The organism is Arthrobacter sp. H5 (genome assembly GCF_000520595.1).
Taxonomy (GTDB): domain Bacteria; phylum Actinomycetota; class Actinomycetes; order Actinomycetales; family Micrococcaceae; genus Arthrobacter_D.
This window is the reverse complement of record NZ_KI915034.1, coordinates 67532-81605: the sequence shown is the minus strand read 5'-3', so window position 1 is coordinate 81605 and position 14074 is coordinate 67532. Positions and strand designations below refer to the sequence as shown.

Below are 14074 nucleotides of genomic sequence, written 5' to 3'. Positions count from 1 at the left end.
GGAGCCGCCGATGCGTGGCTCTGATCAGAGTCCACAGTGTCGAGGACCAACTGTCGTACGGGATCGCCCATTTCTCTTCCCTTCATTGGGTGGATGGTGTGTAACGATGCTAGGGGTCGGGAACGCGTGATCTGCAGCAAATTTCGCTGCCTCTCGCCGGCGCAGATGCACAAAATTAGCTAGAATACGGCGAAGTTGGACAGTCCGGTGAACTTTTATGTGATTAAGGTCACGTAGACCGGTCTAGTCTCGAACGGTCTTGACTATCGAATTAGGATTACCTCCCGGATGGTTGTAAAGTTGTCTACGGCCAAACGGCCTTGCGAAAACCCCATTTGTGGGTGATCAATATTGCGTGCGTAGCTCAACGGATAGAGCATCTGACTACGGATCAGAAGGTTGGGGGTTCGAATCCCTTCGCGCGCACCACTGCTAAATCGGCTCCAGCCAGGCAACTCTGCCGAGGTTGGGGCCGGTTTTTCGTTGCCGCGTCGAGAATCGGCACAGTCAGGGTGCGCCTTCAAGGGTTGCCCAACGCCCAACCCGGTGCCAAGCTCAGGGAATGACTACTGAGCAAACCACTGACGTAATTGTGATCGGGGCCGGCGCTGTCGGAGAGAACGCAGCGGCCAGGGTGGTGCAGGGCGGCCTCTCCGCCATCCTCATCGAATCGGATCTTGTGGGGGGCGAGTGCTCATACTGGGCGTGTATGCCGTCCAAAGCGCTCCTTCGCCCGGGAACCGCGCTTCACGGCGCCCAATCCGTCGCAGGCGCGCGCGAAGCCGTCACCGGCTCGCTCAATGCGCAGAAGGTCCTGGAACGCCGCACCGAGTTCACCTCCAACTGGGATGACTCCTCCCAGGTCGACTGGGTCAAGGACACCGGAATCACTTTCCTCCGCGGCCGCGCCCATCTCACCGGCGAACGGCAGGTCCAGGTGACCACCGACGACGGCGCCACGCAGCTGACGGCGCGTCACGCCGTCGTTCTCGCCACCGGCTCCGCCCCGGTGACACCGCCCATCGACGGCCTGGACCAACTGGACTTTTGGGGTACACGGGAGGCCACCGCCGCCAGCGAGATCCCGGCTAGCCTCACGGTGCTGGGCGGGGGCGTGGCCGGAGCCGAACTTGCCCAGGCGTTTGCCCGCCTGGGTTCAACCGTGACGCTGATCGCCCGAAGCGGTCTCCTGGGGAATTATCCCCCTGAAGCGTCCAGGCTTGTGGAAGATGCGCTGAAGGAAGACGGCGTGAAGATGCTTTTGCACACTGAGACTGCAGCTGTCTCGCGATCTGCTGACGGCACATTCAGCGTGACCCTGCAGGGCGGCGACACAGTGGTTTCGCAAAAGCTGCTCGTTTCGACCGGACGGCGACCCGCGCTGAACAATCTGGGGCTGGAGGACCTGCAGCTCGACCCCAGGGGACTTGAAACGGACAGCTCTGGCCAGGTGGTAGGACACGACTGGCTCTACGCCGTGGGCGACGCGGCAGGGAAAGTGCTCTTGACCCATCAGGGAAAGTACGAGGCACGCATCACCGGTGACGCGATTACCGCCCGGGCCAACGGCACGTTGAAGGGTACCGCCGAGGATTGGAGCAGCCACGCCGCCACCGCGGACCACTATGCGGTCCCCCAGGTGGTTTTCACGGATCCGGAAATCGCCATGGCGGGCAGAACCGTCCAGCAGGCAGAGAAAGACGGAATCAATGTCAGCGAAACGTCTCTGAAGATCGCAGTGGCTGGCTCAGCATTGCACTCTGACGGCTACATGGGCTGGGCCCAGATGGTGGTGGATGAGGACCGCAAGGTGCTGGTGGGTGTCACCTTTGCCGGACCCGACGTGGCGGAGCTACTGCACGCGGCAACCATCGCGATTGCCGGTGAGGTGCCTCTGAACCGCCTGTGGCATGCAGTGCCCGCGTACCCAACGATCAGTGAGGTGTGGCTGCGTCTGCTGGAGCAGTACGGCTTATGACCCACCCCCATCGACTCTCCCCAAATGGCCCTTCTCAGACCAAAAAACGTCCTCAGAGCGTCACCTTGGGGAGAGTCGATCGCAGTTAGGCCCGCCGCACCACAAAATCGGTGACCTCGGCGTCGCGTCGGTCAAGCTCCGCCCAGGAGAGGTCGTGGCGCATGACCGTGAGCCCGGCGGTGGGGTAATGGGAGGCGAGGTCAACCACCGCATCCTCGGAAGAGTCAGTGGAGGCCAACTGCATCGCCAGGTTCTGCACGCCAGGCAGATGGGCGATGACCAGCAGACTGGTCACCGTTTCCTGAACGTGGTTGATCAGCGCGAGGATTGACGACGCCGATGCCGCATACAGCCCATCTTCAAGCTTTGGGGTCGGCGCCTTCTCTCCCAGTTCCTTGCAGACCCAGGTGCAGGTCTGGCGCGCGCGCAGTGCGGAGGACACAAGAATCAAGTCCGGGACGGCGTCGTTCTCCACCATCCATTGACCCATCAGGGGCGCATCACGATGCCCGCGGGAGCTGAGCGGCCGCTCATGATCGGGAACATCCGAGTGCCAGTCGGACTTGGCGTGCCGCAGCAGCATGAGCCGCTTCAGGTGATGGGAGGACATGCCACCCATCCTAGAGGCCTGTCTCAGTTCTGGGCGATGGGTTAATGCGACCCGGCGGCGGGCGACGTTTTCGACGGTGCTTTCAGCAGTCGCTGTCGAGATCAAGAGGTTGGGCTATCCAACCCTAATGGTCCGGTCCTGTTAGATTGAAGCCCTTGACTGCGGGGTTTAGCTGCGCCACAATAGGTAAATTGGTACGAACCACTTTGATCTACATCACTCTAACCGTCCCTCACATGCATTGGGAGCACAGTCAATGAAGAAGTCCTCCAAAATAGTCCTTGCGGTGTCAAGTGTCTTTGTTATCGGCCTGACCGGATGCGGGCTTGGGCCTGCCACTCCTGACAGCGGGGAGCCCGCCGCCGGTGGTGAAATCGCAGGGGAGATCACGTTCTCCACTCTGCAGCTTAAGCCCACCTTCACCGAGTACATCGAGGGTGTCATCGATACCTTCGAGGAGGAGTATCCAGACACCACGGTGAACTGGATTGATGTTCCGTTCGATGGCGCCCAGGAGAAAATCTCCACCGACGCACAGGCCGGCACACTTCCGGATGTTATCAACCTGAACCCAAATTTTGCCCAGCCACTTGAAGAGCAGGGCGCCTTCGTGGATTTGGAAGAGGTCGTTCCTGAACTGCGTGACATCTACGTGGCAGGTGCATGGGACGCGTTTCAGGTGCCCGGCGAAGAGGGCTCGTTCGGTTTCCCGTGGTACCTGAGTTCCGAGGTGACCATGTACAACAAGGCCATGTTTAAGGAAGCAGGGCTCGATCCAGAGCAGCCCCCGGCCACCTATGATGAGCTCTTTGAAGCCGCACGCACTCTGACTGAAGAGGGCGGGGACTTCTATGGCATGCACCCAGCGTTGGAGAACCGTTTCATCCCCGACCTCGCTCGTCTTGGCGTGCCACTGATGAACGAGGAAGGAACGGAATGGGCCTTCAATACGCCTGAGGCCGAAGCGTATGTACAGACCCTGATCGATCTCTACCAAGACGGGGTCTTCCCCTCCGACTCGCTGACACAGGATCACACCAAGGAAACCGAGGCATACCAGGCAGCACAGGTCGCCCTGTTCCCATCGGGTGCCAATTTCCTTTCCATTATCGAGGAAAACGCACCGGCCATCGCCGAATCAACGGATGTGGGACCACAAATTACCAGCGAAGGCGGACCAACCAATGTGTCGGTCATGGGACTGCTCGTACCCAAGACCAGTGACAACCAGGCCACTGCCCTCAAGTTTGCCGAGTACATGACCAACGCCGAAAATCAGCTGGAATTCTCCAAGATCGTGACCATCTTCCCTTCAGTCACCGAAGCCCTGGAGGATCCCTACTTCACCGACGATTCAGACGGCACCGTGGAAACCAAAGCCCGCCGCATTGCCGCGGAGCAGCTCGAGAACGCTCAGAACCTAGTACCCGTGCAATTCGATGACCGGGTGAAGTCCGCCGTCATCGGCAAGATCCAACTCGCGATGAACGGCGAACTGACAGCGGCTGAAGCCCTCGACGAAGCCGTCACAGAGGCCAACGCAATCACCGCCAAGTAAGGAAAAAGGGGCGGCCGTGGTGCCGCCCCTGCATCCTGCTCCAGCCACACGGAAAAGAGAACGGAAATGAAAGCCCAGTACAGATGGCTGCCCTGGCTGTTTCTGGCACCGGCGCTCGTCATCGCCTTCCTGTTTCACCTCGGCCCCTTCCTGAACACCATTGTTCTAGCCTTCACCGATGCCACCACGCTGGGCGGTGGAACCTTCAATGGGTTGGACAATTTCACATCACTCGCTCAGGACCCACAGTTCTGGACATCGGTGCGCAACACGGTTCTCTACGCCGTCGTTGTCGTTCCACTTCTGATGCTTCTTCCGCTGCTGCTGGCAGTATTGGTTGAACGCAACATCCCAGGCATCGGATTCTTCCGCTCCGTGTTCTACTCACCGGTAGTTGCCTCAATGGTGGTGGTGGGACTGATTTGGAGCTGGCTTCTGTCCTCGGACGGCGCAGTGAATGGTGTCCTTCAGGCGCTGCGTATCGTCCAGGAACCACTGCCCTTCCTGACAGACACCTCGCTGCTGCTTCTCAGCTGCATGCTGGTCACCGTGTGGAAGGGGCTGGGCTATTACATGGTCATTTATCTGGCGGCGCTTGGGAATGTGTCCAAGGAACTGCACGAAGCGGCCCAGGTGGACGGTGCGGGTGGCGGGCGCCGGTTCTGGTCCATCACCATGCCCGGTGTGCGGCCGACGATGTTCCTTGTGGGCTTGCTGGGTGCCATCGCCTCGATGAAGGTCTTCGCTGAAATATTTGTGATCAGCAACGGCAGCGCCGGACCCGGCGGTCAGGCACGCAGCCTTGTCTACACAATCCGCGAAGTGGGCCTTGGCCTCAGCGGCGAAATCGGCTACGCCTCGGCCATGAGCCTGGCACTCTTTGTCCTGACCATCGGCTTCTCAATCCTCTACCTGCGGTCGCAGAGATCGGAGCAGCTGCGATGAGCACCATGGCAACACACAACGCCACGTCCCGGTCAGCCGGATCAAACGGGAAGAATCCTCCGCACCGGAAGAGCGCCTCCCGAACCCGACGGAAGGCCGTCGACTACGCCATCCGCTACGCGTTGCTGATCTTTATGTTCATTCTCCTCGCTGGACCGTTCATCTGGCAGTTCGGCACCTCCATCAAGGGTCCGACGGAGTCAATTTTCACCGCGAACCCTTTCCCCAACCAACCAACAATCGAGAACTACACGGCAGTGGCGGAGACCATTCCGGTTTTCCGCTACATCGGCAACTCACTCATCGTTGCCACATCCTCCGCCGTGTTGAACTGCATTTTCGCGTCGCTGGCGGGATACGTGCTGGCACGGATGAAATTCAGGGGCCGGACACTTGTGGACGTGCTGTTCTTAGCCACAATCATCATCCCGTTTGAGGTCATCATGGTCTCGGTCTTTTTGACCTCGCGTTCACTGGGCCTCGTCGACAGCCTGCTTGGAGTGATCCTTCCGGCCGCTGCCACGGGGCTCTCCATCCTGATCATGCGCACCGCCTTTCAGGCCCTCCCGCGTGAAATCGAGGAGGCCGCCATGATCGACGGCGCCTCGGACTGGCAGCGCTTCCTGCGGGTCGCGCTTCCATCGGTGCGCGGGTCCCTTGTTGTAGTGGCCATCTTCGCCTTCGTATTCGCTTGGGATGATTTCCTGTGGCCGCTGGTGATTTTGAAGAATCCAGACAATTACACGCTTACGGTGGGTATTCAATATCTTTCCGGCACGTTCACCAGCAATCAGCGCGTGGTGGCGGCCGGAACCATGATCGCCGTGATCCCGCTGCTGCTGCTCTTCTTCGGGCTGCAGAGGTGGTTCTTCCGCGGCGTCGGAGAAGGGGGAATCAAGGGATGAGCGCACCAAAGTACGAGATCCTGCGCACCGAGCTGGAGCAGATGATCAGCAATGGGCTCAATGCCCATGCCGCGTTGCCCAGTGAAAGAGAGTTGATGGCCCGGTACGGACTCTCCCGGATGACTGTCCGCGAGGCCCTGACCAGGCTGGTCGATGACGGCCTGGTCTACCGGGTACACGGGGCGGGAACATTCGTATCAGACGGCGCGAAGATCACGAAGTCCCTCACCCTCACGTCGTTCAGTGAAGACATCCGCTCGCGAGGCATGGAACCGGGCTCACGGTCCGCGGAAATGCACCGGATCGAAGCGGATGCCACCACCGCGAGCGTGCTGAATATCTCGCCCGGCGCACCAGTGGTACACATCCAGCGGGTGCGTACGGCGGATGACTTGCCCATGTGTTTGGAGAACGTATGTATATCGGCCGACCTGGTGCCCGATGATTTTCGGCTCGGTGAACACGCGTCCCTCTACGAGTACCTCGAAGGTATAGGCAGGGGCCCTGTCACGGCGTCTCAAACCATCCAGGCGACCGTGCTGACAAAGGAGCAGGCCGGATTGCTTGAAGTCCCACCGCACTCCCCTGCTCTGGCAGTCTCCCGGGTCACCGCTGATGCGCAGGGCCGGGCGGTTGAACAGGCGAAAAGCCTCTACCGTGCGGACCGGTATGACTTTCATGTCACAGTGGAAAAGGCTCGGAGGCGATGACTCCGGAACCATCGCTGGGAGTTGATATTGGCGGAACCAAGACCATCGCCGCGCTGATCCAGGGCGGCGACCCCGGCCCCAGCCACGAACTACCCACCCCCGCTTCGGACGGTGCAGATGCTGTCTTGGCGAGTGCAGTGGAGCTCGCCCTCGCCGCGGCGGGGGACCACCGCATTGACCATGTTGGCGTTGGCGCTGCCGGGGTGATCGACCACTCGACTGGGCGGGTGCTCTCCGCCACCACGGCGCTGCCGGGCTGGCAGGGAACGGACGTTCAGGCAGCCTTTAAGGCAGCCTTCCCCAACGCCTCGGTACAAGTAGTTAATGACGTGCAGGCATTCACCCTGGCTGAGTGGTTGTACGGTGCCGGCCGGGGCGCCAGCACCGTCCTCGGAGTGACCGCCGGCACCGGAATCGGGGGTGCCCTCATTATCGGGGGCACCATCCACTGCGGCGCCACCTACGCAGCCGGGCACATTGGTCATGTACTCATCCCCGGCGCTGAGGGCCGGCTCTGCCCCTGCGGCAAGTACGGACATCTGGAAGCCGTGGCCTCCGGCACGGCGATGACCGAACGATATCGTGAGCTGGGACGCGCCGCGGAAACCCTGCGCGACGTCGCACATGCAGCCAGCACCGGCGACGTCGCCGCCCACGCGGTGCTGGATCAGGGCGCCGACGCACTCGGCGCGGGCCTGGGGTCCATTGCAAACGTGCTTGATCCGGACGTTATCGTCCTTGGAGGCGGCGTGGCCCGTCTGGGAGCCAGATGGCTCGAACGCGTCCGCACCGCCGCCAATGCTGTCACGATCCCGGCCATTGGCCAGCTCCGTATTGAAGAGTCCATGCTCGGAAACGCAGCGGTCGCGGTAGGTGCCAGCTGCACCGCACGCGGCCGCGGCCCGCGCATGAACGCGCCTCTTGCCGCAGAAGGGCATCGATGAGAATCGCACTCGTACCGCTCGATGAACGACCGGTCTGCACTCAGCTTGCGGCAGGCATTGCCCGCATCGCTGGCCTGGAATGTGTTCTGCCGCCCGCGACCGCTCTGCCGCAGGTCCGACAGCCCGGTAACGCCCAAGCGCTGATGGACTGGCTGGATACCCAGGAAAGTGAATCATCCCATCTCGTGGTTTCGCTTGAAGGCCTGGGGTTCGGCGGGCTGATCCCTTCGCGGATCGGCCAGGAGTCCATCCCCGAGGTTCTGCGACGATGGTCGGCGTTGGAACGACCCGGTGCATCCGTGTACGCTTTCATGCTCGTTCCGCGGACGCCGGATTCCTTGGACGCCATGGAAGAACCTGACTACTGGAATCCCCACGGCCCGGCCCTGCACCACCTCTCGGCTGCCCTCTGCACTGGAGTCGGTGTGGAGCACGCCCGCGAAGCAGTGCCAGAAGATGTCCGGCGCGACTGGCTGGCGCGCAGGATGCGCCAGCACACCCTGGCCCTCGCGGCCATCGATCTGGCGGGCAGGAAGGTGATCGACCGGCTGGTCATTGGCATCGACGACGCCGCCGAGCAGTCCCTGTCCGCAACTGATCAGCACGCCTTGGAAGCCTGGGTAGCGAGGCTCGAGCTCGGGGACCGCGCGCGGGTACAACCGGGCGCTGACGAAATCGGCGCTGTACTCGTGGCCAGAACCTGCCTGAAAATCCTCTCCGCCAGCGCTCCGCGCATTGGAGTGCTCTGCGCGGACCCTGAAGCCCTTAACCGGGTAGCACCCTACGAATCGGCCCCGGTTTACGAAACAATCCGTCGGCAGATCGAATCCGCCGGCGGGCACGCCGACTTCGGGCAGGTCAACGCCGGACGTTGGGACGCCGTGATGGTTATTCATCCTCCGGAAGCGGCGCGCACCCCACACGCGGACTGGGCCGTGGCGCCGGATCATCACCTCGACCACGCTTTCGCGGCCGCCACGGCGAAACTGGTGATAGACGCCGCGGACCAAGCTGTCGTCGTCGGCTTGGCAGACGTTCACCGCCCCAACGGCGCGGATCCCGCACTGATCAGCGCGCTCGATACCGCGGTTGCGTGGCCCTTGCTGAGCAGCTTCGCGGCCTGGAATACCGCGGGGAACACCGTCGGCACGGTCGCCGCACAGTTGACCGCTGCTTGGGCTGGTCGCAGCGCCGGAACCTACAACCCGGACGAGGCATCGCTCGCCATGGCGCGGAGGGTGGTGGAGGACTACGGCTGGATGTCAGTGGAACGTGCCCGCGTGCGGGCGGAACTGGGATCCGACCCGACGCTGCATGATTCCGTTTCCCCACATGACACCCGGAACCCTGTACTGCAACGAGCCGAGGAACGGCTCAGCCGTGTGCTCGAACGGCCCGGATTAGAGGGAATCAGGATCGCCCCGGAGAGCCTGGTCCTGCCCTGGCGAAGAACTTTCGAAATCGAACTTACTCTGGAGAAACACCCATGACGCCAGTCGAACTTTCAGCAGATGTGGCCGTGATAGGTGGTGGATTGGGTGGTATCGCCGCGGCGCTGGCCGCCGCGGACGCTGGCAGGTCGGTGATCCTCACGGCCGAAGAATCAATGATCGGAGGGCAGGTGAGCTCTCAGCTCACCTCTCCGCTCGATGAGCACCCACTGGTGGAATCAACCGGCGTGACAGCCAGCTACCGCAGTTTCCGGGATCTGGTCCGTGAATCCTCCGGCGGCACCGCCAATCCCGGAGAGGGCTGGGTCAGCAGAGTCTGTTTCGAACCGCTCGTGGGACTGCAGGTGCTCCAGGGCATGCTTCAGGAACACGTCGACTCCGGGCGGATCCAGATCCGGCTCCAACACACGCCGGTGAAATCTGAGCAGAGCGGTTCACGGATCGAGGCCGTTTCGCTGCAGACCATTGACGGGGCGCTGCTGCGCGTCACCGCGGCCGTCTACATTGACGCCACCGACCTCGGCGATCTTCTGCCACTGACGGATACCAGGTGGATCATCGGATCGGAGGGCTCTGACGCCTATGGTGAGCCGGATGCCGTTCCAGGACGCCCGGATCGGGGAGCTGAGCAGTCGTTCACCTGGGTAGCAGCGGTGGTCCGTGAAGCACAGCCCTTGCCCTTGGGGGAAGCGCCGGAAGGCTATGACCAGATGAGGGATTGGCAGCCATTTTCCCTGGATCTTGACGGCTGGGACGGGCAGATCCATCGCTACCGGTTCTTCCGGGACGGACCCGACGGTAAGCCGCCGTTCTGGGAGTACCGGCGAATCCGCACGGCGGCATCAGGGAAACCGGAGGCGGCCATCATCAATTGGGCGGGCAATGACTACCGCCGCCGTGGACTCGTGGCAGACCCCGTGCGCGCCAAACAGGAAGCAAGGGACCTTACTCTGGCCTTCGTTCACTGGTTGCGTACCGAGGTCCCGCGAGACCCGGAAGACGGACCCGGACCGCTGGGGGGCAGCTGTGGGTACCCAGAACTCCGGCTTGCCCCCGAAATCAGCGGCACCCCGGACGGGCTGGCGGAGACACCGTATGTGCGCGAATCCAGGCGTCTGGCAAACCCACAACCGGTGACTTGGCATGACCTGCGGCCTGGTCCTGATGGTTTCGCACCGTCAATACCGGACTCCGTGGGTATCGCTTGGTATCACACGGATCTGCACCCACGCGTCGGCTACACCGCGACCGTGTTCAGCGAAACGGCACCCTTCCAGATTCCCGCCAGCGCACTGGTCCCGGTTGCCGGGGTGGGCCCGGAAAACCTTGTGATGGGTGCAAAGAACTTGGCTGCGACGCAGGTCGCTGCCGCCGCTTACCGGCTGCAGCCCGGTGAATGGGCCATCGGAGAGGCGGCCGGCATCATCGCCTCAGTGAGCATCGGTACCGGGGCCACACCCCGCCGCGTAGTTGAAACCGTGAACCTCCTGGAAGAGGTACGGATCCGGCTGACCGCCCGCGGAGCTCCCCTGGCCTGGCCGGAAGGTGCCCTGAACAGTATCAATACAGAATCCACCGTTACGGAGAAACACCATGTCTGACCCATCCTCAGCGGTCAATTTGCAAGCCTCCATCCTGGACCGTCTGAGGGGTCAACTCATAGTTTCCTGTCAGGCCTACCCGGGCGAGCCACTGCGCGGATCCATTCATATGGTGGCAATCGCACTCAGCGTTCTCGCGGGCGGAGCGGCAGGGGTGCGCCTTGAGGGCCTTGACGACATCCGTGCCGTGCGGGCCGCCACTCCAGCCCCAATCATTGGCCTCTGGAAGGTCGGCGACAACGGCGTCTACATCACTCCCACACTCTCTGCCGCCGAGGAAGTGGCGCGGGCGGGGGCGGATGTGGTTGCCCTGGACGGAACGGGCCGGTCCCGTCCCGACGGTCTCACCCTGGCGGAAACCATTCAACGGCTCAAGGCCACCTCGCCGGTACTGGTGATGGCGGATGTCTCCACGGCGGAGGAAGGAATCGCTGCGGCGGAAGCGGGCGCCGATATTGTCTCCACCACGCTCGCCGGTTACACGCCGTACAGCCGTCCCGGACCTGCGCCGGATCTTCAACTCATCACGGAACTCGCAGGGGCTGTCACTGTGCCCGTTTTCGCTGAAGGCCGCATCGCCACCCCCGATGTCGCCGCCGCCGCCCTCCAGCTGGGGGCAACCGCCGTCGTCGTCGGCTCAGCAATTACGCACCCACAGTCCATCACCGCCCGTTTCGTGCACAGCACATCGGTCGTCACGCCCACAGAGGACAACATCCGTGTCTGAACTGCTTAAAACCTGCCATGTCATTTCCCATGTCCATTGGGACCGCGAGTGGTACCGCGGGTTCGACGGCTACCGCGGCCGGCTCGTTGACCTGGTGGAGCGCGTATGCGGATCCCTGGAACAGGGACACTACGCATCGTTCCACCTGGATGGCCAGACTGTCATTCTCGCCGATGTGCTGGAGGTGCGCCCTGACCTCGAAGCGCGGATCTCCGGCCACATCAACTCCGGCCGGCTGACCGTCGGACCGTGGCATGTTCTCGCGGACAACCAGCTGGTATCGGTCGAGAATCTTGTCAGGAACCTGCTTCGTGCCCGCCGCTGGGGCAACAGGATGGGCAGACTCTCCACCGTAGGCTACTCTCCGGATGCCTTTGGTCATCCAGCGGACCTGCCGCGGCTGCTGAACGGATTCGGGATGGACACCGCCCTGGTCTGGCGCGGCGCACCGCCGGAACATGCACGTTTCCGCTGGATTTCCCCGGATGGCAGCGAGGTGTTCACAGTCAACCAGGGCTACCACCAGACGGAAACCCTGTGGGATTCCGTTACCAGCGGCGTACAGCTCAAGCAGTTCGTCCAAGCCGAACGGCAGCGGCTGCCCGACGGTCCACTCCTGCTGCTGAACGGCGGTGACCACGTTGTGCCCCGCCCGCCGGCTGAACGTACGGCTGCAGCAGCCGATGCTGGGGTGGGCCTGGTTGAGACCACATTGGGTGAGTTTTTCACTGTGGCCCGCGAGGCCGACGGGGAGCTTCCCGTGGTGCGCGGCGAGCTGCGGACGCTGGGCAACCGCCTTACATTCCTGCTCCCGGGAACGTTGTCGGCGCGCACGTACGTCAAACTCGCCAACAGCAGGGCGCAGACCCTCCTGGAACGCTACGCGGAACCTCAGCTGGTGCGGCACCTGATGCGGCCGGCTACCTCCCCTGCATCCCACGCTGAGCTGCTGGATCATGCCTGGGACCTTGTCATCAAGAACGCGCCTCATGATTCGATCTGCGGCTGCAGCACTGACGAGGTGCACCGCCAGACGACCGTCCGGGCTGAACGCGCCATAGAAACAGGGGAGCTGCTGGTACGCAGGCTCCTCCTCGCCGAGGGCGTGGACACCCGCCAGCACGGCGACCCGGCACGCGACCAGGTCGACGTCGTGGTGCTCTCGGGCCAGGGCACAACCGTAAGCGGGCACGCAACCTTGGACGCCGTGACCGAGCCCGGCCGCGTGGTGACGCGGGTGAAGGACCACGGCGGCCGGGATGTGCCATTCGAACTGGAGTCAACCCGCCGCGAGAAGGTGTTTGAGGCCGATCTCGATCTTCTCCCCGATACCCGCGAAACGGACATCCACACCATCGCGTTCGCGGCCGACGCGGTACCGGCGTTCGGGTGGAAAGCATTCCGCGTGGAACTGTCGGATGGACCGGCGTCGCCACCACAGCGGACACCCTCGAGGAGGATTGACACTGGGCGCTTTGTCATCGAGGTGCTCGACAACGCGTCGCTGCGTGTTCACGACACTGAGACGGGACGAATGCACGACGGCGTTGGCCGTCTTGCCTCCGACGGCGACCGTGGCGACACCTACAATTTTGATCCGATTCCCGGGGGCGTGGCTATTGAGCCCCGGGTCACCCAGGTGGAGGCGTCCAGCACCGCACTGCGTACCCGCATAAACATTGAAGCAACAATCACCTTGCCAGAAGGAATTCAGGACAACCGCAACAGCCGCAGCGATACTACTGTTGATTCTCCACTGTCTATCACGGTCACCCAATGGGCCGGCACCGACCGCCTCGAATGGTCCATCTCGCTCGACAACCGGGCGCGCGATCATCGACTGCGCTTCGAAGTCCCCATCGACGTCCAAGCAGTCTCGTGGACAGCCGATCAACACTGGTCGACGATTGAACGGCCTGTTGGTCCAGAACTGGGAGTGCTCCCAACGGAAGCGGCGTTTGAAGCAGAACACCCGGTTGCCCCAGTGAGTTCCTGGGCATGCGCCGGCACTGGACCCTCCGCCGTCGCGCTCCTGACGCGCGGCCTGCCCGAGGTCCAGGCGATCCGGCGACCCGATTCCGCCGTCCTGTCCGTGACGGTGCTGCGCGCCGTTGGTTGGCTCTCGCGCTTTGACCTGCGCACCCGTACCACGGGAGCCGGCCCCATGATGGCAGTCCCCGAGGCCCAGTGCATCGGCCCTATCGGCGTCAATGTCGCAGCGGTGTTTGGTGAAAGCGTTCGGCCGGATTCCATGGACTTTGTGGCGTCCGCAGCACTTCACCAATCGCCGCTTCGGACGTTCGCACTGCGACCGGGGTGTCCGCCACCCGCGGGACAGACCGCGCGGCAGTCCGCGCCAGAAGTAGTGGGTGCTCTCGTGTCGGCCTGGAAACCGGTCGAAGAGAACCCTTCGCGCGGCGGATCGGTGCTCAGGATCTCCAATCCCACGGCGCGCGCCGTGTCGGCTGTTGTCCGGCTGCCGGAGCAGACCACGTCGGTCGACAGTGCACGCATCGATGAAACCATCATGAAGCCGCTAACCATCGGACAGGAGCGCCGCGTGCACATAGACCTTCCGCCGTACGGTCTGGAAACCCTCATCCTCCGTTAGTCTCACCCAGCACAACCAGCCGCGGTTCATCCCG

General features: G+C 62.7%; 11 protein-coding genes and 1 tRNA gene. 11 read left to right on the top strand and 1 reads right to left on the bottom strand.

What is annotated here, in order from left to right; translation table 11 throughout:
• Window positions 1–353 precede the first annotated feature (353 nt).
• Together Y708_RS0120460 and Y708_RS0120455 are read left to right on the top strand one after the other, a co-directional pair.
• Window positions 354–429 (top strand) — tRNA-Arg (locus Y708_RS0120460).
• A 133-nt stretch (window positions 430–562) separates the two neighbouring features.
• On the top strand, window positions 563–1978 hold the full coding sequence (locus Y708_RS0120455; RefSeq protein ID WP_028281354.1) for a dihydrolipoyl dehydrogenase family protein: 1416 nt from the start codon (window positions 563–565) through the stop codon (window positions 1976–1978).
• A gap of 85 nt (window positions 1979–2063) precedes the next feature.
• Here Y708_RS0120455 and Y708_RS0120450 read toward each other — a convergent pair whose 3' ends face one another.
• Complete coding sequence (locus tag Y708_RS0120450; RefSeq protein ID WP_028281353.1) at window positions 2064–2588, bottom strand: SixA phosphatase family protein; 525 nt, start codon at window positions 2586–2588, stop codon at window positions 2064–2066.
• 256 nt (window positions 2589–2844) lie between these two features.
• Here Y708_RS0120450 and Y708_RS0120445 point away from each other — a divergent pair, with 256 nt between their 5' ends.
• The 9 genes from Y708_RS0120445 (at window position 2845) to Y708_RS0120405 (ending at window position 14040) form a co-directional block, all read left to right on the top strand.
• Window positions 2845–4146 (top strand): ABC transporter substrate-binding protein, encoded by a 1302-nt coding sequence (locus Y708_RS0120445; protein ID WP_028281352.1) that lies wholly within the window; start codon window positions 2845–2847, stop codon window positions 4144–4146.
• Window positions 4147–4212: 66 nt separating this feature from the next.
• Window positions 4213–5091: a carbohydrate ABC transporter permease gene (locus tag Y708_RS0120440; RefSeq protein WP_028281351.1), complete on the top strand. Its 879-nt coding sequence runs from the start codon at window positions 4213–4215 to the stop codon at window positions 5089–5091.
• A gap of 5 nt (window positions 5092–5096) precedes the next feature.
• A complete protein-coding gene (locus Y708_RS0120435) occupies window positions 5097–5996 on the top strand; it encodes a carbohydrate ABC transporter permease (protein WP_081747088.1) in 900 nt (299 codons plus the stop codon).
• Window positions 5993–6706 (top strand): GntR family transcriptional regulator, encoded by a 714-nt coding sequence (locus Y708_RS0120430; protein WP_028281349.1) that lies wholly within the window; start codon window positions 5993–5995, stop codon window positions 6704–6706. Before Y708_RS0120435 ends, Y708_RS0120430 begins: the two co-directional genes overlap by 4 nt.
• Window positions 6703–7650, top strand: a complete 948-nt coding sequence (locus Y708_RS26790) for an ROK family protein (RefSeq protein WP_051479236.1) — start codon at window positions 6703–6705, stop codon at window positions 7648–7650. Before Y708_RS0120430 ends, Y708_RS26790 begins: the two co-directional genes overlap by 4 nt.
• Entirely contained in the window at window positions 7647–9140 is a 1494-nt protein-coding gene (locus tag Y708_RS0120420; protein ID WP_028281348.1) for a DUF4127 family protein, read from the top strand. Before Y708_RS26790 ends, Y708_RS0120420 begins: the two co-directional genes overlap by 4 nt.
• Entirely contained in the window at window positions 9137–10702 is a 1566-nt protein-coding gene (locus Y708_RS26785; RefSeq protein WP_051479235.1) for an FAD-dependent oxidoreductase, read from the top strand. The genes Y708_RS0120420 and Y708_RS26785 overlap by 4 nt, the downstream gene beginning before the upstream one ends.
• Window positions 10695–11429: an N-acetylmannosamine-6-phosphate 2-epimerase gene (locus tag Y708_RS0120410; protein WP_051479234.1), complete on the top strand. Its 735-nt coding sequence runs from the start codon at window positions 10695–10697 to the stop codon at window positions 11427–11429. The genes Y708_RS26785 and Y708_RS0120410 overlap by 8 nt, the downstream gene beginning before the upstream one ends.
• The gene (locus Y708_RS0120405; RefSeq protein ID WP_028281346.1) at window positions 11422–14040 is read left to right on the top strand and encodes a glycoside hydrolase family 38 N-terminal domain-containing protein; all 2619 of its coding nucleotides are present in this window, start codon (window positions 11422–11424) and stop codon (window positions 14038–14040) included. Before Y708_RS0120410 ends, Y708_RS0120405 begins: the two co-directional genes overlap by 8 nt.
• Window positions 14041–14074: the final 34 nt, after the last annotated feature.